This is a genomic window from Streptomyces sp. HUAS CB01 (assembly GCF_030406905.1).
Lineage (GTDB): Bacteria > Actinomycetota > Actinomycetes > Streptomycetales > Streptomycetaceae > Streptomyces > Streptomyces chengbuensis.
The window spans coordinates 1374685-1396743 of sequence record NZ_CP129137.1 but is presented as its reverse complement, the minus strand read 5'-3'; the positions used below and the strand labels follow the sequence as shown (position 1 = coordinate 1396743).

Genomic DNA, 22059 nt, shown 5'->3' with positions numbered 1-22059 from the left:
CGGGGTGGGAGCGAAGAGGCGGAAGCGATGGGTGCCGGAGTCTCCGGGTACATGGACATCCTCAAGGCCCCCCACGCGGCGCGCCTGCTCACGGGCACGCTCGTGGGCAGGCTGCCCAACGGCGTCGCGCACATCGCGATCGTGCTCTTCACCCGTGCCGAGGGCGGCAGCTACACCCTCGCCGGCGCCCTCGCGGCGGTCTACGGACTGACCACCGCCGCCGGCCAGCCGCTCCTCGGGCGCATGGTCGACCTCCACGGGCAGCCCAGGGTCCAGCTTCCCGCCGCCGTCCTCTCGGCGCTCGGCATGGGCCTGCTCGCCGTGGCCGGCATCGACTCGCTCCCCCTGGCCTACGCCGCCGTCGCCGTCGCCGGGTTCTTCACCCCGCCCCTCGAGGGCGGGCTGCGCGCCCTGTGGCCGGACGTCCTCGGCCACCGGCAGGACCGGGTGCACCGCGCCTACGCCATGGACGCGATAGCCCAGGAAGTCATGTTCACGGTCGGCCCGTTGCTGGTCACGCTGCTGGTCTGGCTGATGTCGCCGACCGCCGCGCTGCTCGTCGTCAACGTCCTGGGTGTCCTCGGCGCACTCTCCGTGGTGGTCTCCGGGCCCTCCCGCGCCTGGCGGTCCGCGCCGCGCGAGGCCCACTGGCTGGGCGCCCTGCGCTCGCCCGGGCTGCTCGCCCTGCTCGGCTCGTTCTTCTTCGTCGGCCTCGCCCTCGGCTCCATCACGGTCGCCGCCTTCGCCTACGCCGACGAGCACGGCGGAGACGCCGTGTACGGCTGGTTCATGGCGGCCCTCGGCCTCGGCGCCCTGATCGGCGGTGCGGCCTACGGTGCCCGGGACTGGGCCGGCGCTCCCGAGCGGCGGCTGCGCGTGATCACCGGCCTGCTGGCGCTGGGCTATCTGCCGCTGCTGCTCACCCCGGCCGTGCCCGCGATGACCGCGCTCGGCGTAGTCTCAGGGCTGTTCCTCGCGCCCGCGATCGCGTGCGCCTTCCTCGTCGTCGATCGGCACGCGCCGCGCGGGACCGTCACCGAGGCGTTCTCCTGGCTGGTGACCACCTTCGGCGTGGGCGCGGCGGTCGGCACGGCCGCCGCCGGCCCGGCCGTGGAATTCGGCGGGACCACCGCGGGCTTCGCCGTCGCCGGGGGCGGCGGGATCGCCGCCCTGCTCGTTCTCCTGGCCACCGGACGGGTCCTCGCAGCTCCCGGCAGCGGCGCACACGACGCGCCGGCGGATGAAAATGATCGAAGCGGTGCCGTCGAACCCGGTTTCAGCTCAGGCCATCGGGCGTAATGTTCCCTCATGGACCGCCGCATTTTCGGGCTGGAGAACGAGTACGGCGTCACGTGCACGTTCAGGGGACAGCGCCGACTGTCACCTGACGAAGTGGCGCGCTACCTCTTCCGCCGAGTCGTGTCATGGGGCCGCAGCAGCAATGTCTTCCTGCGCAACGGGGCCCGCCTCTACCTCGACGTGGGTTCGCATCCGGAATACGCAACTCCCGAATGCGACGACGTGACCGAACTGGTCACCCACGACAAGGCCGGCGAGCGCATCCTCGAAGGCCTGCTCGTCGACGCCGAACGCCGCCTGCACGAGGAGGGAATCGCGGGCGACGTCTATCTCTTCAAGAACAACACCGATTCGGCGGGAAACTCCTACGGATGCCACGAGAACTACCTCGTGGCCCGGCACGGAGAGTTCTCCCGGCTCGCGGACATCCTGATTCCGTTCCTCGTCACCCGCCAGCTGCTCTGCGGCGCGGGAAAGGTGCTGCAGACCCCCCGCGGCGCGGTGTACTGCGTCAGCCAGCGCGCCGAGCACATCTGGGAGGGCGTCAGCTCCGCGACCACCCGCTCCCGGCCCATCATCAACACCCGGGACGAGCCGCACGCGGACGCCGAGCGCTACCGCCGCCTGCACGTCATCGTCGGCGACTCCAACATGTCGGAGACGACGATGCTGCTCAAGGTCGGGGCCACCGACCTGGTGCTGCGCATGATCGAGGCGGGCACGGTCATGCGCGACCTGACGCTGGAGAACCCGATCAGGGCCATCCGCGAGGTCAGCCACGACATCACCGGCCGGCGCAAGGTGCGCCTGGCCAGCGGCCGCGAGGCCTCCGCCCTGGAGGTCCAGCGGGAGTACTACGAGAAGGCCGTGGACTTCGTCGACCGCCGGGGCATCCGCACCGGCACGGTGGCGCAGGTCCTGGAGCTCTGGGGCCGCACCCTCGACGCCATCGAGGAGGAGGACCTCGACCGCATCGGCACCGAGATCGACTGGGTGATGAAGTACAAGCTCATCGAACGGTACCGGGCCAAGCACAACATGACGATGTCGCACCCGAGGGTCGCGCAGATAGACCTCGCGTACCACGACATCCACCGCCGGCGCGGGCTCTACTACCTCCTGGAGAAGAAGGGCCAGGCCGCCCGGATCTGCAACGACCTCAAGATCTTCGAGGGCAAGTCCGTGCCCCCGCAGACCACGAGGGCGCGACTGCGCGGCGACTTCATCCGCCGGGCGCAGGAGCAGCGGCGGGACTTCACCGTCGACTGGGTGCACCTCAAGCTCAACGACCAGGCGCAGCGCACCGTGTTGTGCAAGGACCCGTTCCGCTCCGTGGATGACCGGGTGGAGAAGCTGATCGCCGGAATGTAGCGGTACGGCCGCCCGCCAGCACCCGGCAGGGCGGGCCGGGAACGTCCCTCGGGCCCCGTACGTCTCTCGTACGGGGCCCTCGGCACGGCCTAGAGTGTCGAGCGACCGAAGTGCCGTCTGAGATCTGAGGAACACGTGCGCCGACTTGCCGGCCTGCTCGTCGTGCCCCTGCTGCTGCTCTCCACAGCGGCGTGCGGCGACGACAAGGGCTCCAATTCCGCCCAGACGTCGAACGGACTGCCCGCCATCACCGCGGGTGCGAAGTTCGGCGAGAAGCCCACGCTCGCCAAGGGCGAGGGCAAGCCCCCCAAGGACCTCAAGGTCGAGGTCATCAGCGAGGGCAAGGGCCAGGCCCTCAAGAAGGGCGACCAGGCCCAGGTCGACTACCTCGGCCAGGTCTGGGACGGGGACAAGCCGTTCGACAACAGCTTCGACCGGGGCGAGCCCTTCGCCGTCACGATCGGTGGCGGTGGCGTCATCGAGGGCTGGCAGAAGGCGCTCGACGGCCAGAAGGTCGGCAGCCGCCTCGAGGTGTCCATCCCGCCGTCGCTCGCGTACGGCAGCCAGGGCCAGGGCGACATCCCGCCCAACGCCACGCTCGTGTTCGTCATGGACGTCGTCAAGGGCACAACCCTCCCCGTGTCCGCCAAGGGCACCGAGGTGGCCCAGGACAACATCGACCTGCCCAAGGTCGGTACGAACACCGACGGCAAGGCACCCTCGATCACGGTGCCGAAGAAGGCCGCGCCGACCAAGCTGGTCTCCAACTACGTCATCGAGGGCAGCGGCCCCGCGGTCAAGGCCGACAACACGGTGGCCGTCCAGTACAAGGGCGTCCTGTGGAAGGACGGCAAGGAGTTCGACAGCAGCTACTCCAAGGGCGCTCCCGTCACCTTCCCGCTCGCCGGGGTGATCCCGGGCTGGTCGAAGGGGCTGGAGGGCAAGAAGGTCGGCAGCCGGGTGCTCCTCGTCGTGCCGCCGGACATGGCCTACGGCGACCAGGCCCAGGGCCCGATCCCGGCGAAGTCGACGCTGGTCTTCTCCGTCGACATCCTGGCGGTTCTGTAAGACTGTCCGCGTTGACTCGCACAGAGAACGCAAGGAGCAACACGTGAGCATCGAGAAGCCCGAGATCGACTTCCCGGGCGGCGAGCCGCCGGCCGACCTTGAGATCAAGGACATCTGGGAGGGCGACGGGCCCGAGGCCAAGGCGGGGGACACCGTCTCCGTCCACTACGTGGGCGTGGCCTTCTCCACCGGCGAGGAGTTCGACGCCTCCTGGAACCGCGGCACCCCGCTGCAGTTCCAGCTCGGCGCCGGCCAGGTCATCAAGGGCTGGGACCAGGGCGTCCAGGGCATGAAGGTCGGTGGCCGCCGCCAGCTGACCATCCCGGCGCACCTCGCCTACGGGGACCGCGGCGCCGGCGGCGGCCGTATCGCCCCGGGCGAGACGCTGATCTTCGTCTGCGACCTGGTCGCGGTCTGATCGCAGCCGGTCCGGATCGGGGCCCATGCCTGTACGGGCATGGGCCCCGCGCTTTTGCCACGACGCTCCGTAGCGGTAGGTTCGACGATCAGAAGAACGGTGAGGAAGGGCGGAAGGGCGTCGATGGCCATTGCCAAGGCCGAGCGGCTGATGAACCTGGCGCTGTGTCTGCTCGGGACGCGGCGGCCGCTCAGCAAGCGGGAGCTGCGCGGCTCCATCGAGGCCTACATGGAAGCCGCCTCCGACGACGCCTTCAACCGGATGTTCGAGCGCGACAAGGACGACCTCCGCGAACTGGGACTCGTCATCGCCACCGTGGACAACCTCGACGGCGAGACCGGCTATCTCGCCCGCCGCGACTCCAACCGGCTTCCGCCCATCACCCTCGACGCCGAGGAGGCCGCGGCGCTCGGCCTCGCCGCCAAGGTCTGGCAGCAGGCCCGGCTCGCCGGCGCGGCCAGCGGAGCCCTGCAGAAGCTGCGCGCCGCCGGAATGCCCGAGGCGGAGGACCTGTACGAGGTCCAGCACAGCGCCCTCGAGCCGCGCATCCCGGTCCACGAGACCGCCTTCGAGCCGCTGATGCTCGCCTGCCGCGACCGGCGGCCCGTCGTCTTCGACTACCGCAAGTCCAACGCGGTGCGCCCCGAGACCCGCCACGTCGAGCCCTGGACGCTGGAGTGCTGGCGCGGGCACTGGTACCTCGCGGGCTGGGACCGCGACCGCGGCGCCGAGCGCGTCTTCCGGCTCTCCCGTATCACCGGCAAGGTCCGCTCCCGTACCGGCGCCTTCACCGCGCCGGTGCCGGACGTCGTCACCGTGCGCGAGACGGTCGAGAGCTGGGCCGGCGAGACCGCCACGAGGACCGCGCGGATCAGGTTGCGGGCCGGCGCGGGCTACCCGCTGCGCGCCCGCGCCACATCCGTACGGGAACTCGGAGACGGGTGGGACGAGTTGGAGATTCCGTACGGGCACGGTCTGGACGCCTGGCTGGTGGAGTTCGGACCGGACGTCGTCGTGCTAGAGCCCGCGGATCTGCGGGCCGATGTGGTGGACCGGCTGCGCGCCGTGGCCAAGGGCTGAGGGGGACTCGTACAGGCATGGCCGCGAACGCCATCGACCAGACCCGGCGGATGCTCTCGCTGGTGACGTATCTGCGTGAACGCCCCGGCGCACGGGTCGGGGACGTCGCCCGGGCCTTCGGGATCACCGAGGACGAGCTGATCTCCGACCTCGACGTGCTGCCCATGTGCGGGACCAGCTTCCGCGGCGGCGATCTCCTCGACATCGACACCGACGGTGAGCGCATCTGGTGGCACAACCCGGACGACGTCGCCGAGCCGCTCCGGCTGGCCGCCGACGAGGCGACCGCGCTCCTGGTCGCCGCGCGCGCCGTCGCCACGCTGCCCGGGCTGCGGGAGGGCGACCGCGAGGCACTGGTGCGGGCCACCGCCAAGCTGGAGGCCGCGGCCGGGGAGTCCGCGGGCGCCAGCTCCCGGCTCTCCGTGACCTTCGAGTCCGAGGGGGGTGTCTTCGCCGACGTCGACCGCGCCATCTCCGAGCGGCGCAGACTGTGGCTGCGCTACTACTCCCCGGCGCGGGACGAGCTCACCGAGCGCGAGGTCGACCCCATCCGCCTCTTCGCCGTCGGCCACACGTACATGGAGGGCTGGTGCTACCTCTCCGAGGCGCGCCGGACCTTCCGGCTCGACCGGGTGGCCGAGATCCGGCTCCTGGACGAGCCGTCGGCACCGCCCGAGACGGAGCTGCGCGATCTGTCGGAGGGGCTGGTGCAGCCGTCGGCGGAGGATCCGGAGGTCGTCGTCGAGGTCGGTCCGGGTGGCCGCTGGGTGGCCGAGTACTACCCGCACGACAGCGCGGAGGAGCAGCCCGACGGCGGTCTGCGGATCACCCTGCGCACCCCTGACCCGGCGTCCCTGCGGCGGCTCGCGCTCCGGCTGGGGCGCGACGGCCGGATCGTGTCGCCGTCCGACCTCGCGGGGAGCGCGCGGCAGGCGGCGCGTGAGGCGCTCGCCGCGTACGACAGTCAGGACTGACGGCCGATCGATGGGAACCATGAGGGATATGTCCGCTCTGTCCGGAATTCAGGCGCCGAAGGTCCCGACCCTCTTCAAGGCCGCCTGCCCCGACTGCCGCGGCCGCTTCGAACTGGCGGCGGGCGCGCTGCGGCTCGCGATCGGTGCGAGCCGGCGGACCACCTTCTACTCCTTCACCTGCCCCGAGTGCGGGGCCGCCGTCCGCAAGCCGGCGGGGGAGCGGATAGTCGAACTCCTCACCGGCGGCGGAGTGCGGACGCTGCGCCTCCACTCCACCGTCTGACCCCGTTCCGGCCTCCGGTGCCGTGACCGAAGGGTTCACCGGTCCCGCGGCAACCCGCACGGCAGTACTTCGCGGCGTTTGCGGAGTCGCCCGAATGCGCACGGTGGGTGAGCAGTCCGTCCGCCCGGCGGCACAGCGCACCGGGGGGCCGCGAGCCTCGCGGCGCACCCCTCCGCTCGCGGCACTAGGCTCTGCTCCATGTTCTGGCCCATGCTCGCCATCGCCCTGGGGTTCCTCGGGATCGCCGTCCTCGGCGTCCTCGGTGTCCGTGTCTTCCTGGAGGTCCAGCGACTGGGCCGGCAGGTGGCCGCCACCGCGGAACGCGTCAACCGCGCCGCGGAGGACCTGGAGAGAGCGGCGACGGGTCTGGCGCGCACGGGCGAGGCCCTGCGGTAGCGGATACGCGGTCTCCTCCGGCGGACGGCCCGGAGGTACCCTGCCTGTGGTGGACGCGCTGCCGGTTCGGGTCGCAATCGCCGGTATGCACAGCCATTGCCCTGCGTTTACTCCGGCGGGTTACGATCGCTGCCATGTCGGCGATCGGACTCCTGTCCGACCGCCGCCGGGCAGCCCGCCCTTCAGCCGCCTCAGTGAGAAGGAAGTCGCACATGATCGGCAATCTGAAGCCCCTCGAGATCCTCCTGATCATCGTGGTCATCCTGCTGCTGTTCGGTGCCAAGAAGCTGCCCGACATGGCCCGTTCGCTCGGCAAGTCCGCTCGGATCCTGAAGAGCGAGGCCAAGGCGATGAAGAAGGACGACGAGCCGGCGGGCGGTCAGACGACGCCGGGCGCCGACCCCGCCGCGCAGAAGGGCGCCCCGCGCACCATCCAGGCCGCCCCCGGCGATGTGACGAGCAGCCGCCCGGTCTCGGAGCCGAACCGCACGACCCAGAGCTGACCCGGTTCCCCCGACGGTTCCCGCACGAGACGAGGAAGTGGGTTGCTCAAGTCCGCACGCAAGCAGGAGAAGGACGCCGAGGGGCGGATGCCGCTCGGAGAACACCTGCGTGAGTTGCGCAACCGGTTGATGAAGTCGGTGCTGGCGATCGCGGTGGTGACGATCGTCGCAGCCTTCTTCCAGAAGGAGATCTTCGCCTTCCTGATGCGGCCGATCCTCGAGTCGGTCGGCTGCGTGAACGGCGAGGTCGTCATGCGGAACGGCCAGCTCTGCGCCGAGATGACGACCCAGGGCCTCCTGTCGCCGTTCACGATCGCGCTGAAGGTCGCCCTCATGGCGGGCGTACTGGCCGCGACCCCGGTCTGGCTCTACCAGCTCTGGGCCTTCGTCGCCCCCGGGCTGCACCACCACGAGAAGCGCTATGCGCTGAGCTTCGTGGCCGCCGGCGTCCCGCTCTTCGTGGGCGGCGCCTACCTCGCGTACTCGATCCTGCCGCAGACCGCGGAGATCATGCTCGGGTTCGCCCCGTCCGGTGCGAAGCCGCTGCTGCCGCTGGACGACTACCTGGACCTGATCACCCGCATGGTGATCGTCTTCGGTATCGCCTTCGAACTTCCGCTGCTCCTCATCCTGCTCAACATCACCGGTGTGCTCACCGGCAGGCGGATGCTCCGCTGGTGGCGCGGAATGATCATCGGCCTCACGGCCTTCGCCGCGATCGCCACACCGGGTGGTGAGCCGATCTCGATGCTCCTCCTGGCCGGCCCCCTGGCCGTCCTCTACTTCGTCGCCGTGGGCTTCTCCTTCCTCAACGACGCCCGCCGGGGACGCAAGAACCCCGACGCCGGCCTGAGCGACGACGAGGCCTCCGAGCTCGACCTCACGCCCGAGGCCATCGGCGAGATCGAGGCCGTCCCCGCCGCCCGCGCGCTCCCCGAGCAGCAGAGCGGCGACCGGGGCCGCGTCAACGGGTACGACGACGTCACCTGATTCCGAGGGTCCCCCCGGGTGAGCGCGCCGCGTCCGGCCGCTCACCCTGAGTCTCCGTCCGCGCTCGAATAAGATCGCGCCCGCTGTCGGACCTGGCGGGTAGGCTCGACTACAAGATGACAGAGGACCTCTCACCAGCCGAGCGATACGCAGCTGCCCGGACCCGCGCCGCCGAGCAGGCCACCGCGCTCGCTCCCTTCCGCGAGATGTACGACTTCGAGCTGGACCCCTTCCAGATCGAGGCCTGCGAGGCGCTCGAGGCGGGCAAGGGCGTGCTCGTGGCGGCTCCCACGGGCTCAGGCAAGACGATCGTCGGCGAGTTCGCCGTGCACCTCGCCCTCGCCCAGGGGCGCAAGTGCTTCTACACGACCCCGATCAAGGCGCTGTCCAACCAGAAGTACTCGGACCTGGTGAAGCGGTACGGCCCCGGGAGGGTCGGCCTGCTCACCGGCGACAACAGCGTCAACTCCGAGGCGCCGGTGGTCGTCATGACGACCGAGGTCCTGCGCAACATGCTGTACGCGGGTTCCCAGTCGCTGAACGGGCTGGGTCACGTGGTCATGGACGAGGTGCACTACCTCTCCGACCGCTTCCGCGGCGCCGTGTGGGAGGAAGTGATCATCCACCTCCCCGAGTCGGTGACCCTGGTGTCGCTCTCGGCGACGGTGTCCAACGCGGAGGAGTTCGGCGACTGGCTGGACACCGTCCGCGGTGACACCGAGGTGATCGTTTCCGAGTCCCGCCCCGTGCCCCTGTGGCAACACGTGCTGGCCGGACGCCGGATGTACGACCTCTTCGAGGAGGAGACCGACCACGGCGGGCGCGGCGCCGCCCGACGCGAGGTCAACCCCGACCTGGTCCGGCTGGCCAGGATGGAGAACTCGCGCACGTACAACCCGCGCGACCGCCGCCGCGGCAAGATGGTCCGCGAGGCCGACCGCGAGCGCGAGCGCAGGCAGCGCGGCCGCATCTGGACCCCGGGACGGCCCGAGGTCATCGAGCGGCTGGACGCGGAAGGGCTGCTGCCCGCCATCACGTTCATCTTCAGCCGCGCCGGCTGCGAGGCCGCCGTCCAGCAGTGCCTGTACGCGGGGCTGCGGCTCAACGACGAGGAGTCCCGTCTCGAGGTGCGGGCCGTCGTCGAGGAGCGCACGGCCTCCATCCCGCGCGAGGACCTCCACGTCCTCGGCTACTACGAGTGGCTGGAGGGCCTGGAACGGGGCATAGCCGCGCACCACGCCGGGATGCTCCCGACCTTCAAGGAGGTCGTGGAGGAACTCTTCGTCCGCGGCCTCGTCAAGGCCGTCTTCGCCACCGAGACCCTGGCCCTCGGCATCAACATGCCCGCCAGGTCCGTCGTGCTGGAGAAGCTCGTCAAGTGGAACGGCGAGCAGCACGCCGACATCACCCCCGGCGAGTACACGCAGCTGACCGGGCGGGCGGGCAGGCGCGGCATCGACGTGGAGGGCCATGCGGTCGTGCTCTGGCAGCGCGGCATGGACCCGGGGGCTCTCGCCGGCCTCGCCGGTACCCGTACGTATCCGCTGCGTTCCAGCTTCAAGCCGTCGTACAACATGGCCGTCAACCTCGTGCAGCAGTTCGGGCGGCACCGCTCGCGTGAACTGCTGGAGACCTCCTTCGCGCAGTTCCAGGCGGACAAGTCGGTCGTCGGCATCTCGCGTCAGGTGCAGCGCAACGAGGAAGGGCTCGAGGGCTACCGGGAGGGCATGACGTGCCATCTGGGCGACTTCGAGGAGTACGCGCGGCTGCGGCGCGAGCTGAAGGACCGTGAGACGGAGCTGGCCAAGCAGGGCGCCGTGCAGCGCCGCGCGGCCGCCGCCGACTCGCTGGAGAAGCTCAAGCCCGGCGACGTCATCCACGTCCCCACCGGCAAGTTCGCCGGCCTCGCGCTCGTCCTCGACCCCGGGCTGCCCGCCGGCCGGTCCAACGGCCACCGCGGGTACGAGTACCACGACGGGCCGCGCCCCCTGGTGCTGACGGCCGAGCGGCAGGTCAAGCGGCTCGCCTCGATGGACTTCCCTGTCCCCGTCGAGCCGTTGGAGCGGATGCGCATCCCCAAGTCCTTCAACCCGCGTTCGCCGCAGTCCCGGCGCGACCTCGCCTCGGCGCTGCGGACCAAGGCCGGGCACATCGTGCCCGACCGGCACCGCAAGCCGCGCGCCGCCGCCGCGGACGACCGCGAGATCGCCCGGCTGCGCAAGGAGATCCGCGCCCATCCCTGCCACGGCTGCGACGACCGCGAGGACCACGCCCGCTGGGCCGAGCGCTACCACCGGCTCCAGCGCGACACCCGCCAGCTGGAGCGGCGCATCGAGGGCCGGACGAACACCATCGCCCGCACCTTCGACCGCATCGTGGCGCTGCTGACCGAACTGGACTACCTGCGGGGCAACGAGGTCACCGAGCACGGCCGGCGGCTCGCCCGGCTCTACGGTGAGCTCGACCTGCTGGCCAGTGAGTGTCTGCGCGAAGGCGTGTGGGAGGGGCTGAACCCGGCCGAACTCGCCTCCTGCGTCTCGGCTTTGGTGTACGAGGCGCGGCAGGCCGACGACGCGGTGGCGCCGAAGCTGCCCTCCGGCAAGGCGAAGGCCGCGCTCGGCGAGATGGTGCGGATCTGGGGCCGGCTCGACGCCCTGGAGGAGGACTTCCGCATCAACCAGGCCGAGGGCGTGGGCCAGCGCGAGCCCGATCTCGGTTTCGCCTGGGCCGCGTACCAGTGGGCCTCGGGCAAGGGCCTGGACGAGGTGCTGCGCGAGGCGGAGATGCCCGCGGGCGACTTCGTCCGCTGGTGCAAGCAGGTCATCGACGTGCTCGGCCAGATCGCGGCAGCGGCGCCCGGCGAGAACTCCACGGTGGCCCGCAACGCGCGCAAGGCCGTGGACGCGGTGCTGCGCGGCGTGGTGGCGTACAGCTCGGTCGGCTGACCTCGCGCCTGGTGCGCCGCCCCCGGTGGTGCGGTGCACCAGGCGTGTGGAAGCCGGGGGTTCGGTGCGGCCGGGCCCGGCGGGCTGGAAGCACGCGGGGGCACGCCGCCCGAACCTCCCGCTAGCGCGCGAGCGTGAGCGCCAGGAGCCGGAGATCCTGCATGCGCAGGACCCGGGGGCCGTGGCCCGGGAGGGGGACGTGAAGGGGACGCGTCCAGCGGGCGGGGATCGCCCCCGCGCCGTACACCGCCCCGGACAGGGCTCCGGTCACCGCCGCCACCGTGTCCGTGTCCCCGCCGAGGTCGATCGCCGCACCGAGCGACTCCTCGAAGGACGACGTCGCCCGCAGTGCCCAGAGCGCCGAACCCAGGCACGGCCAGACCGCCCCGTTGAACTCGGTCGCGTCGTCCGGCTGCCAGTCCGGCGCCAGGACGGTGGCCCAACGTTCCCGGTGGTCCGTGTGCACCTCGTCGAGCGCGGCGGTGACCGCGCGGGGGGACACCGGGTCGTTCCCTTCGAGTGCCACCCGGATCAGCTCGTGGAGGACCGCCGTGCCCTCCCACGCCGCGGAGTCGCCGTGGGTGAGCGCCGCGATCCGGCGGGCCACCGCCATCGTCGCGGCGCGGCCTGCGCCGGCGAAGTACACGGCGGACGTTGCCGCCCGCATCAGTGAACCGTTGCCCGCCGCACGGCCGTTGACCTGGAAGTGCAGCGCGGCCGCCAGGTCCCAGGGGTCACCGCTGCCCAGCACCTGTTCGGTCTGCAGGCCGATGTCCTTGGGCTCGCCCGCGGCCCAGCGACGGAAGCGGTCGAACATGTCGGCGGGGTCGAACCCGCCGCGCTCCAGGAGCGACTCACCGACGAGGACCGCCATCTGGGTGTCGTCCGTGGCTTCGCCGGGGTCCCAGCCGCCACCGCCGCACATCTCCCCCACACCGTCCGGGAACCGGGCCGTGTACACGCCGGGCAGTCCGAACTCGAAGGGCGCGCCCAGCGCGTCGCCGACGGCGGAGCCGACCACCGCCCCGGCCACCCGGTCCGCCCGATCCGCCCTGTGCGCGCCGCCCATCCGGTCAGCGTACGGGGCGCGGAGGCCGCGGTGCGCCGACCGGAAGGACAGGCCCGGGGGAGCGGGCCGGCAGCAGGGGGACGCGGCCGAGCGCCCCCGCCCGGGCGTACGGACACCGCGCCGAGCGGGCCCCGAAGGCGCACCGCGGCACCCGGACCCATCCGGGCGGCGGCGGCCGGCGACGCCCGCCGCTGCCGCGGCGGCGACGCCCGCCGCTGCCGGGCGGGAACCCCCACATGCCCGGGCGCGGGCGGAAGCTCCCGGCCCACGGGGAGGGATCCCGCCCCGCCCGGGCGCGGGCGTGAACGTCCGGGCTATCCCGCGGGGAAGCTGAGCAGGCCCAGCGGCTCGGAGGTCGGCGCCGGGGATCCCCCGGATGGTTCGACGGTGATGCCCATGCCCGTCGCCCGGCCGACCGCGCCGTCCATCAGCAGCGCCTCCGCACTTCCCGTCGAGGCGAGCAGCCCGGCCGGACGCATGGTGCCGCCGTCCGCGAACCAGAGCTGGTACACCTTGCCGCTGTCCGGCCGGGGCAGACCGGAGGCGAGGAACACGGCGCGGTCACGCTCGCGGGAGACGGCGACGGTGCCGGTCGCCCCCTCCCCGAGCGCGGCGCTCAGCGTGCGTACGTCCGGCGCGGTGAGGATGTCCGCGAGCGCCTGGGTGCGCCGCTGCGCCAGTTCGGCGGCCTCACGGGCCTCGGTCCTGGCCTCGTCCGCGGCCCGCTGCTGCACGACCGTGACCCCGCCGAGCGCCGCGAGCCCCGCGACGCACGCGGCGAGGACGAAGCCGGAGAGCCTGCGCCGGCCGGCCGGGCGGGCCCTGTGCACCGGGACCGGAATACGGCCGGCCTCCGCGGCGGCGACCTTGGGCGGCTCCTGGCGCACGGTCGAGATCCGAGCCAGCACCTGCGTCTTCATCGCGGACGGAGGGGCCTCCGTGACGGCGAGCCCGAGCCGTACCGCCGTCGCTCCGAGTTCCCGTACCTCCTGCTCACAGGCCGGGCACGCGGCCAGATGCCGCTCGAACCGGGCACGCTCCCGGTCACCGAGCGCGTTGAGGGCGTACGCGCCGGTCAGCGTGTGCAGTTCGGCGTCCCGCCCCGCTCCCTTCGCCGCGGCGCTCATGCGTTCACCCCCAGGCAGTCGCGCAGACGGATCAGCCCGTCGCGCATCCGTGTCTTCACGGTGCCCAGCGGCACCTTGAGCAGTTCGGCGACCTCGCGGTAGGCGAGACCGCGGTAGTACGCCAGGGTCACCGACTGGCGCTGGAGCTCGGTCAGCGTGCGCAGGCAACGCCGTACCTGCTCCCGTTCCAGCCGGGCCTCGACCTGTTCGACGACGTCGTCGAACGCCGGTGTGCCGCCGAGCCGCGCGGCCTTCTGCTCGCGTTCGACGGCGGCCTGGGCGGAGCGTACGCGGTCGACGGCGCGACGGTGGGCGAGAGTGAGGGTCCAGGTGAGGGCGGAGCCACGGGAGGGCTGGTAGCGCGCCGCGGTGCGCCACAGCTCGACCAGGACCTCCTGCGTCACTTCCTCCGACTGGGCGGGATCGCGCAACACCCCGCGTACGACGCCGAGTACGGGTCCGCAGACCGCGTCGTACACACGCGAGAAGGCCTGCTGATCGCCGCGCGCGACCCGGACGAGCAGTTCGTCGAGTCCCGGCCCCGCCGATGGTGCCCCTGTGATGCGTATCGCTTCCTTCACCGCTCTCCCCTCGCCGCGGTCTGCTCCGGCGGGTCCCTCTTCCCCGGACCTGCGTCACCGCGGGTGTCACTTCCCCTATACGGAGCGGAGGCGGGTCTTGACTGCCGTCGCGCCGAACTTTTTACGCGTCCGTGTTCCGGCCGAGTCCTTGGCCCGCCGCTGCGGGCGGACCGGCCGGGGACAGCGGGGGAGAACGGTGAGCTGAGCAGCGCAAACGATCCTGCGGCGGGGCCCGTGGGGCGGACGGTGTTTCGGGTGCGCGGAGCGGTCGCTACGCCTCCTGCTCGCGCTCCACTTCCGCGTTCCAGTCGCGCTTGACGGCCCGCCAGGCCTCGTCGGTCCTGCCCAGGCGCCAGTAACCCGAGATGGACAGCCGTTCGCGCGGGACGCCCCGCTCCAGCCGCAGATGGCGGCGCAGTTCGCGCACCGCGCCCGCCTCGCCGTGGACGAAGGCGTGCACCTCGCCCTCGGGGAAGTCCAGTCCGCGCACCGCGGCGATCAGCGCCTCGCCGACGGGACGGGCACCCCGGTGCAGCCAGGTGACGGTGGTCCCGTCCGGAGTGGCGATCTTCTGCTCCTCCTCGGGGCCCGAGACCTCGACGAAGGCATGGACCCGCGAGCCCACCGGCATGTGCTCCAGCGAGGCTGCGATGGCCGGGAGCGCGCTCTCGTCGCCCACGAGCAGATGCCAGTCCGCCGCCGGGTCGGGTGCGTAGCCGCCGCCGGGCCCCAGCAGCCGCACGGTCTCCCCGGGCCGGACCCGGGCCGCCCACGGCCCCGCGAGGCCCTCGTCACCGTGGACCACGAAGTCGATGACGAGCTCGCGGTGGACGTCGTCCCAGGAACGGACGGTGTACGTGCGATTGCTCGGCCACTGGTCGCGGGGGAGCTCCTCGCGGATCCGGGCCATGTCGAACGGCTCGGGGTACGTCACGCCCGGCACCGGGAAGACGACCTTCACGTACTGGTCGGTGAAGCCCTCCGTGGCGAACGACGCCAGTCCCTCGCCGCCGAGGACGAGACGCACCATGTGCGGGGTGATCCGTTCCGTGCGCAGGACGCGGGCCTCATGGACCTGCGGTGCCTTGCGGGCGGCTGTCTCTGCCACGGCGGTCTCCCCTGACTCTAGGTGCTTAGGCTTGCCTAAGTTAACACCTCAGTCGCGGGGACTCGCGGTCGCCAGCTCCGTACGCAGCCGGCCGACGGCCCTCCCGAGACCCCAGCGCGCGGCCAGCTGCTCCAGTCCGCCCGGGTCACGGGGCTCCTTCGGCAGGGCGGGATCGAAGCCGGGCAGGGGCACGTCGCCCGCCACCCGGACGACCTTCGGGGCCACCGCCACATAGGGCCGCGCCTCGTCCAGCCGCTTGCGCTGGGACGGCGTCAGCCGGGACGCGGGGTCGTCGACCGCGGCCATGATCCCGGCCAGGTCCCCGTAAGTGGCCAGCAGCTTCGCCGCGGTCTTCTCGCCGATGCCCGGCACCCCCGGCAGTCCGTCGCTCGGGTCGCCCCGCAGCAGCGCCAGGTCCGCGTAACCGGGGCCGTCCACGCCGTACTTCTCGCGGAGCACCGCCTCGTCGGTGGCCTGCATCATGCCGACGCCCTTGAGCGGGTACAGCACACGGATCCGGCGGGCGTCGTCCACGAGCTGGTACAGGTCGCGGTCGCCGGTGACGATGTCGACCGGGCCCGTCGCCCGGGCCGTGAGCGTGCCGATCACGTCGTCCGCCTCGTAGCCCGCGACGCCGACCCGTGCGATGCCGAAGGCGTCCAGGACGTCCTCGATGACGGGGACCTGGGGGGAGAGGGTGTCCGGGACCTCCTCCTCGTCCGGCCCCGTCTCGGTCTCCACGGCGACCCGGTGCGCCTTGTACGAGGGGATCAGCTCGACCCGCCACTGCGGCCGCCAGTCCGCGTCCATGCAGGCCACCAGCTCGTCAGGACGGTGGTCCTGGACCAGCCGGGTGATGAATTCGAGCAGCCCGCGCACGGCGTTGACGGGCGTGCCGTCGGGGGCGCGCACGGAGTCCGGCACCCCGTAGTAGGCCCGGAAGTACAGGGAGGCGGTGTCGAGGAGCATCAGGCGTCGCGTCACAGTCCGAATGATGCCGTACGCCGCCGACAACAACCCCGACCCGGGAGCACCGGGCGTGAGGGCCGGCTGCTGACCGGCCGCCGCGGACTCCGCCCTCGGCCGTCACGGCCCTCGCGCCGCACGGCCCCGGCGCGGCCACCGAGCCGCCCATGACCGCCCGGCCGACCCGCCGTGACCTGCCGACATGCCCGTGAACTGGATCACGCTCGCGTTTGTCATCCCGAGGGCCGGGGCAGGCGCGGCGCCGGAGCGGACCCCATCGTGCCTGCAAGCAGTGAGGGCGCCGGGCAGCGGGCAGAACCCGGCCGCTCCACGGCCCGCCGCCGGGGGAAGCGGGCCGTTTCTCGGTTCGACGCGTGAGGTGTATGTGTCCAGGCTGCAGGCCGAGCATCTGTACAAGGTGTTCGGCAGACGACCCGACGAGGCGGTACGCAGGCTCGAGAGCGGCGCAGGCCGTGACGAGCTCCGCGCCGACGGAACGACAGCCGCGGTGATCGACGCCTCGTTCTCCGTCGAGCCGGGGCAGATCTTCGTCGTCATGGGTCTCTCCGGGTCCGGCAAGTCCACGCTGCTGCGCATGCTCAACGGACTGCTGGAACCGACCGCCGGACGCGTCCTCTTCGACGGTCAGGACCTGACCGCGCTCAGCGCCCGCGGGCTCCGCGACGTGCGCGCCAACAAGATCAGCATGGTCTTCCAGCACTTCGCGCTGTTCCCCCACCGCAGCGTCCTGGAGAACGCCGCCTACGGCCTGGAGGTCCAGGGCGTGGCCCGCGCCGAGCGCGAGCGCCGCGCCGCCGAGGCGCTGGAGCTCGCCGGCCTCGCCGGCTGGGAGCAGTCCTGGCCGGACGAGCTGTCCGGCGGTATGCAGCAGCGCGTCGGGCTCGCCCGTGCCCTCGCCACGGACGCCGACCTGCTGCTGATGGACGAGTCGTTCAGCGCCCTCGACCCGCTGATCCGCCGCGACATGCAGGACCAGCTGCTCGAACTGCAGAAGCGGCTCGAGAAGACCATCGTCTTCATCACCCACGACCTCAACGAGGCCATGCGCCTCGGTGACCGCATCGCCGTGATGCGCGACGGCCGGATCGTCCAGCTCGGCACCGCGGAGGACATCCTGCTCCGCCCCGCCGACGACTACGTGACGTCGTTCATCCAGGACGTGGACCGCTCCCGGGTGCTGACGGCCGCCGCCGTGATGAGCGAGCCGCAGAGCGCCGACGAGGCCGACGCGTGCGGCTGCGAGACGGTCACGCCCGACACCCTCGTCGCGGAGGTGTGCGCCGTCAGCGCCCGCGTCCCGCATCCCGTGGCCGTCAAGGACGCCTCGGGCCAGGTCGTCGGCGTCGTGCCGCAGTCCCGGCTGATCGGCTTCGTCGGCGGCGAGCCGGGTGAGCCGGTGCCCTGCGACACCCCGGTCCGCCGTCTGCCGCAGCAGAAGCAGGTGAGCGCGAGTGCCTAGGCTTCCCCTCGGCGACTGGGTCGACGGCGGCGTCGACCGGCTCCAGTCCCATCTCTCCTGGCTGTTCGACGCGATCAGCTCGGTCGTCACGGGCATGTACGACGGCATCGACGCGGCGCTGTCCGCACCCGAGCCGCTGCTCTTCGCGGGCATCCTCGCCGTGGTGGCCTGGTGGCTGCGCGGTCTGCTCGCGGGCGGTCTGGCCTTCGCCGGCTTCGCCCTGATCGACTCCGTGGAGCTGTGGGACGACGCCATGTCGACCCTCTCGCTGGTGCTCGTCGCCACCATCGTCACGCTGGTGATCGCGGTGCCGCTCGGCATCTGGGCGTCCCGCTCCAAGGCCGTCAGCGCGTCGATCCGGCCGGTGCTGGACTTCATGCAGACGATGCCGGCCATGGTCTATCTGATCCCCGGCATCATCTTCTTCGGCGTCGGTGTGGTCCCGGGCATCATCGCCACCATCGTCTTCGCGCTGCCGCCCGGCGTGCGCATGACCGAGCTCGGCATCCGCCAGGTCGACAAGGAGCTGGTGGAGGCCGCGGAGGCGTTCGGCACCACGCCGCGCAACACGCTGGTCCGCGTCCAGCTGCCGCTCGCGCTGCCCACGATCATGGCCGGTATCAACCAGGTGATCATGCTGGGCCTGTCGATGGTGGTCATCGCGGGCATGGTCGGCGGCGGCGGTCTCGGCGGTGCCGTCTACCGCGCCATCGGCAACGTCGACATCGGACTCGGCTTCGAGGCCGGGGTCTCCATCGTCATCCTCGCCATGTACCTGGACCGGATGACGGGCGCGCTGGGGCGCCAGGTCTCGCCCCTCCGCCGCCGGGCCCTCGCCCGGGCCGGGGCCGCGGCAGGCGGGCTGAGGATCTGGAACCACCGTCCCCAGCCGGTCGTCGCGATGGTCGGCGTCGTGGTCCTCGCGCTCGTCGCGGGAGGCATGGGCGTCTTCGGCGGAGCCGCGCCCACCGGGGCGGGCGGCGCGGGCGACGTCGGCCGGGGCAAGAAGATCTCCGTGGGCTACATCCCGTGGGACGAGGGCATCGCCTCCACCTTCCTCTGGAAGGAACTGCTGGAGCGCCGCGGTTTCGAGGTCGAGGCCAAGCAGCTGGAGGCCGGGTCGCTCTACACCGGGCTCGCCGGCGGGCAGATCGACTTCCAGACGGACTCCTGGCTCCCGGTCACCCACGCCCAGTACTGGGACAGGTACCGCGACAAGCTGGAGGACAAGGGCTCCTGGTACGGCCCGACCTCCCTGGAGCTGTCCGTTCCCGCGTACATGAAGGACGTCGACTCCCTCGACGACCTCAAGGGCAAGGCCGACCGCTTCAAGGGCCGCATCGTCGGTATCGAGCCCAGCGCCGGGATGATGGGGCTGCTCGAGGACAAGGTCCTCAAGGAGTACGGCCTGGAGGGCGAGTACGAGGTCGTCGACGGCTCCACGCCCGGCATGCTCGCCGAGCTGAAGCGGGCGTACGACAAGAAGGAGCCCATCGTCACCACCCTGTGGTCGCCGCACTGGGCCTACAGCACCTACGACCTGAAGAAGCTGAAGGACCCGAAGGGCACCTGGGGCAAGGGCGACGGCATCCACACCCTCGCCCGCAAGGGCTTCTCCGAGGAGAACCCGCAGGTCGGCAAGTGGCTCCAGGGCTTCAAGATGACCGAGGCGCAGCTCACCGGCCTGGAGGCGAAGATCCAGGAGACCGGCAAGGGCAAGGAGCAGGAAGCCGTCCGCGCCTGGCTGGAGGAGAACCCCGGCCTCGCCGACAGGTGGACGCCGGTAGCGGCCGCCGCGAACGGCTCATCGCCGCAGCAGACCAACTGAATCCCCCCACCGGTGAGGGCCCCGTCACATAACGTGGCGGGGTCCTCGCCGTTGCGGCAGGGGCGACGGAGGGTTGCCCGGGCCGGAACGTGCGTAAGGTACAGAGAGGAGGAGGGACCTCAGTCATGGGAGACAAGGAAGCGCTCCGTGTCGGCTCCGCCGTCCGCCGAAGGCGCCGGGCCCTGGATCTCACGCTCGCCGCAGTCGCCGGACGCAGCGGGCTGTCCGTGCCCTTCCTCAGCCAGATCGAGAACGAACGGGCCCGGCCCAGCATGCGTTCGCTCCACCGTGTCGCCGACGCGCTGGAGACGACCGCCGCCGAGTTGCTCGCCGCCGCCGACTCCTGCCGGGTCGTCGACATCGTCCGCGCGGACGACGCCGCCCTCGCCGCCCGGCCGGGCGTGCGCCATCTGGTGCGGGGTCACCACCAGCTCCACGCCGTCGAGTTCACCGGTGAGCAGGACGCCGGAGGCGAGCACCAGCACCGCAACGACGAGCTGATGTACGTGGCGGACGGCGGCGCGGAGGTCGAGGCCGAGGGCCGTGCCCACCGGCTGGAGAAGGGCGACACCCTCTTCCTCTCCGGCGGGGTGCTCCACCGCTGGCGCGCCACCCGCCCCGGCACCCGCCTCCTCGTCGTCGCCGTCGCCGACCACATCGAGGCCGTGGCACCGTGACGCGGGTCGTCTCGCTGGTGCCCTCGCTCACCGAGGCCATCGCGGTCAGCGCGCCCGGGCTGCTCGCCGGCGCCACGGACTGGTGCACCCACCCCGCGGACCTCGCCGCGGCCAGGATCGGCGGCACGAAGAACCCCGACGTGGAGGCGGTGGTCGCGCTGCGGCCCGACCTGGTCGTCGCCAACGAGGAGGAGAACCGGGAGCCCGACCTCGCCGCGCTGCGCACCGCGGGGGTCGAGGTGCTCGTCACCGAGGTGCGCACCCTGCCCCAGGCGTTCACCGAACTGCAACGGGTCCTGGGCGCCTGCGGCGTGCCCCGCCCCCGATGGCTCGACGACGCCGAGGCCGCCTGGGACGCCGTCGAACCCCCGGCCGAGCCGCGCCGTGCGGTGGTGCCGGTCTGGCGGCGGCCCTGGATGGTCCTCGGCCGTGACACCTTCGCCGGCGATCTGCTCGCCCGTCTCGGCGTCGACAACGTCCACGCCGCACACCCGGACCGCTATCCCCGCATCCCGCTCGACGAACTGAACGCGGCGGGCGCGGACCTCGTCGTCCTCCCCGACGAGCCCTACCGCTTCACCGCGGACGACGGCCCCGAGGCGTTCCCGGGGATCCCCGCCGCGCTCGTCGACGGGCGCATGCTCACCTGGTACGGGCCGTCACTGGCGGCGGCGCCGACGGCGCTGCGAGCAGCGCTCCGCCGGTGAGACCCCGCAGGGTGAGGGCCGCGGCGACGGCCCAGGCCACGACCAGGAACGCGTAGAGACCCGCCGCCGCCCAGGCCGGAGCGGCGACACCGGTGCGCGCGGACAGTGCGGCCGCCCCCGTGACACACGTACCGACCGGGAAGGTGAACGCCCACCAGGTCATCGCGAACGGCATCCCCCGGCGAGCCGCCCGTACCACCAGGGCCGCGGCGGGGACGAGCCACAGCAGCGCGAGGCCGAGCGCGACCGTCCCGTAGCCGGCCGCGAAGGACCCGAGGGCCGCCGCGTCCGCCGCTCCGACGGCCGAGGGGGCCGCGTCCGCCAGTTTGTGGACGGCCGTGGTGGACTGGCCCAGCGGGCCGAGCACCAGGAACAGGGCCGGTGTGAGGGCGAGCGGCGGTGGCCCGTCACGGAGGAGCCGCACGGCCACCAGCGGCAGGATCACGAGGACGGCGGTCAGGCTCAGGGCGAACAGCCCGTAGCAGCCCAGCAGCGCGGCCCTCCGCCACGGTCCGGCGGGCACCCGGCCCACGAGGAGCGCGCCCAGGGTGGCCGCCACCATCGGGGCCACCACGGGCAGCAGCCACACCGGGGACGCGTCCCTCACCCGCACCCTGCCCCGGGTCACGAGCAGGTACGGGACCCCCACCGCGGCCGTCAGCCCCACCACGGTGCCGGCGGCGAACAGCACCGTCGCCGACACGACCGCCGCCTGCTCGCCGATGACGCCACCGCCGACCGCGAGCGAGCCGATGCCGACCGCGAGGAGCGCCATCGCCGCACAGCCCTGGAACGGGGCCACAGCCGGGTCGAGGAGATCGGCACGCGCCCTGTCGCGGTGGCGGATCCAGTGCGCGGCACGGGCGACGAGCAGCGCGGCGAGCGCCAGCGCGGAGAGCACCCAGACCGATTCGAGCACCTCGCGCGGTCCCGGCGGGACCAGCGGCAGGGACGCACCCGCGATGGCCACCGCCGACGTGCCCATGACGGAGGCGTACCAGTTCGGCCCGAGACGGCGCAGTGACCCACCGGAGCGGACCTGGCGGACCGGGGGGCGGGCCGGGAGGACCGGCCCGGGCGGCACGGCGGAGCTGGGGGTCCGGGGATGGGCGACGGTGACCATGATCCCACTGTCCGGCCCCGACCGGCCTCCCACCAGGCAGTCCTTCGCTATGGCCCCATAAGCTGA

The 22059-nt window shown here is 72.2% G+C and carries 21 protein-coding genes; 15 read left to right on the top strand and 6 right to left on the bottom strand.

The genetic code is table 11. From position 1 onward, the window contains the following. Nucleotides 1-27: 27 nt before the first annotated feature. From QRN89_RS06300 to QRN89_RS06250, 11 genes are all read left to right on the top strand, one after another. Nucleotides 28-1299 (top strand): MFS transporter, encoded by a 1272-nt coding sequence (locus QRN89_RS06300; RefSeq protein WP_290348356.1) that lies wholly within the window; start codon nucleotides 28-30, stop codon nucleotides 1297-1299. Nucleotides 1300-1308: 9 nt separating this feature from the next. Next, on the top strand, nucleotides 1309-2670 hold the full coding sequence (pafA, locus tag QRN89_RS06295; protein ID WP_290348355.1) for a Pup--protein ligase: 1362 nt from the start codon (nucleotides 1309-1311) through the stop codon (nucleotides 2668-2670). A gap of 135 nt (nucleotides 2671-2805) precedes the next feature. Continuing rightward, nucleotides 2806-3738: an FKBP-type peptidyl-prolyl cis-trans isomerase gene (locus QRN89_RS06290; protein ID WP_290348354.1), complete on the top strand. Its 933-nt coding sequence runs from the start codon at nucleotides 2806-2808 to the stop codon at nucleotides 3736-3738. A gap of 43 nt (nucleotides 3739-3781) precedes the next feature. Continuing rightward, complete coding sequence (locus tag QRN89_RS06285; RefSeq protein ID WP_290348353.1) at nucleotides 3782-4156, top strand: FKBP-type peptidyl-prolyl cis-trans isomerase; 375 nt, start codon at nucleotides 3782-3784, stop codon at nucleotides 4154-4156. A gap of 123 nt (nucleotides 4157-4279) precedes the next feature. Continuing rightward, on the top strand, nucleotides 4280-5236 hold the full coding sequence (locus QRN89_RS06280) for a helix-turn-helix transcriptional regulator (RefSeq protein ID WP_290348352.1): 957 nt from the start codon (nucleotides 4280-4282) through the stop codon (nucleotides 5234-5236). 17 nt (nucleotides 5237-5253) lie between these two features. After that, nucleotides 5254-6210, top strand: a complete 957-nt coding sequence (locus QRN89_RS06275; RefSeq protein WP_290348351.1) for a helix-turn-helix transcriptional regulator — start codon at nucleotides 5254-5256, stop codon at nucleotides 6208-6210. Between the two features lie 19 nt (nucleotides 6211-6229). After that, nucleotides 6230-6493: a CpXC domain-containing protein gene (locus QRN89_RS06270; RefSeq protein ID WP_390702049.1), complete on the top strand. Its 264-nt coding sequence runs from the start codon at nucleotides 6230-6232 to the stop codon at nucleotides 6491-6493. 198 nt (nucleotides 6494-6691) lie between these two features. Continuing rightward, entirely contained in the window at nucleotides 6692-6889 is a 198-nt protein-coding gene (locus QRN89_RS06265) for a hypothetical protein (RefSeq protein ID WP_290348349.1), read from the top strand. 212 nt (nucleotides 6890-7101) lie between these two features. Beyond that, nucleotides 7102-7392, top strand: coding sequence for a Sec-independent protein translocase subunit TatA (tatA, locus tag QRN89_RS06260; protein ID WP_290348348.1), 291 nt, complete (start codon nucleotides 7102-7104; stop codon nucleotides 7390-7392). A 42-nt stretch (nucleotides 7393-7434) separates the two neighbouring features. Beyond that, complete coding sequence (gene tatC, locus QRN89_RS06255) at nucleotides 7435-8382, top strand: twin-arginine translocase subunit TatC (RefSeq protein WP_290348347.1); 948 nt, start codon at nucleotides 7435-7437, stop codon at nucleotides 8380-8382. Nucleotides 8383-8498: 116 nt separating this feature from the next. Further along, on the top strand, nucleotides 8499-11327 hold the full coding sequence (locus tag QRN89_RS06250) for a DEAD/DEAH box helicase (protein ID WP_290348346.1): 2829 nt from the start codon (nucleotides 8499-8501) through the stop codon (nucleotides 11325-11327). A gap of 121 nt (nucleotides 11328-11448) precedes the next feature. On the opposite strand, the gene QRN89_RS06245 is transcribed toward QRN89_RS06250, so the two are convergent. The 5 genes from QRN89_RS06245 to QRN89_RS06225 all read right to left on the bottom strand — a co-directional run bounded on the left by QRN89_RS06245 (nucleotide 11449) and on the right by QRN89_RS06225 (nucleotide 16181). Beyond that, on the bottom strand, nucleotides 11449-12396 hold the full coding sequence (locus QRN89_RS06245; protein ID WP_290348345.1) for an ADP-ribosylglycohydrolase family protein: 948 nt from the start codon (nucleotides 12394-12396) through the stop codon (nucleotides 11449-11451). Between the two features lie 314 nt (nucleotides 12397-12710). After that, the gene (locus tag QRN89_RS06240; RefSeq protein WP_290348344.1) at nucleotides 12711-13523 is read right to left on the bottom strand and encodes an anti-sigma factor; all 813 of its coding nucleotides are present in this window, start codon (nucleotides 13521-13523) and stop codon (nucleotides 12711-12713) included. Then, nucleotides 13520-14104, bottom strand: coding sequence for a sigma-70 family RNA polymerase sigma factor (locus QRN89_RS06235; protein WP_290348343.1), 585 nt, complete (start codon nucleotides 14102-14104; stop codon nucleotides 13520-13522). The genes QRN89_RS06240 and QRN89_RS06235 overlap by 4 nt, the downstream gene beginning before the upstream one ends. Nucleotides 14105-14375: 271 nt before the next feature. Further along, nucleotides 14376-15212: a siderophore-interacting protein gene (locus QRN89_RS06230; protein WP_290348342.1), complete on the bottom strand. Its 837-nt coding sequence runs from the start codon at nucleotides 15210-15212 to the stop codon at nucleotides 14376-14378. 48 nt (nucleotides 15213-15260) lie between these two features. Further along, the gene (locus QRN89_RS06225; RefSeq protein WP_290353589.1) at nucleotides 15261-16181 is read right to left on the bottom strand and encodes a 5'-3' exonuclease; all 921 of its coding nucleotides are present in this window, start codon (nucleotides 16179-16181) and stop codon (nucleotides 15261-15263) included. A 382-nt stretch (nucleotides 16182-16563) separates the two neighbouring features. Between QRN89_RS06225 and QRN89_RS06220 the strand changes: the two genes are divergently transcribed. From QRN89_RS06220 to QRN89_RS06205, 4 genes are all read left to right on the top strand, one after another. Then, nucleotides 16564-17658: a quaternary amine ABC transporter ATP-binding protein gene (locus QRN89_RS06220; protein ID WP_290348341.1), complete on the top strand. Its 1095-nt coding sequence runs from the start codon at nucleotides 16564-16566 to the stop codon at nucleotides 17656-17658. Beyond that, nucleotides 17651-19486: an ABC transporter permease/substrate binding protein gene (locus QRN89_RS06215; RefSeq protein ID WP_290348340.1), complete on the top strand. Its 1836-nt coding sequence runs from the start codon at nucleotides 17651-17653 to the stop codon at nucleotides 19484-19486. The genes QRN89_RS06220 and QRN89_RS06215 overlap by 8 nt, the downstream gene beginning before the upstream one ends. A gap of 125 nt (nucleotides 19487-19611) precedes the next feature. Next, a complete protein-coding gene (locus QRN89_RS06210) occupies nucleotides 19612-20163 on the top strand; it encodes a helix-turn-helix domain-containing protein (RefSeq protein ID WP_290348339.1) in 552 nt (183 codons plus the stop codon). Continuing rightward, nucleotides 20160-20870, top strand: coding sequence for a helical backbone metal receptor (locus QRN89_RS06205; protein WP_290348338.1), 711 nt, complete (start codon nucleotides 20160-20162; stop codon nucleotides 20868-20870). The genes QRN89_RS06210 and QRN89_RS06205 overlap by 4 nt, the downstream gene beginning before the upstream one ends. Here QRN89_RS06205 and QRN89_RS06200 read toward each other — a convergent pair. Beyond that, entirely contained in the window at nucleotides 20806-21993 is a 1188-nt protein-coding gene (locus QRN89_RS06200; RefSeq protein ID WP_290348337.1) for a TDT family transporter, read from the bottom strand. The two genes, QRN89_RS06205 and QRN89_RS06200, sit on opposite strands and share 65 nt — an antisense overlap. Between the last annotated feature and the right edge of the window lie 66 nt (nucleotides 21994-22059).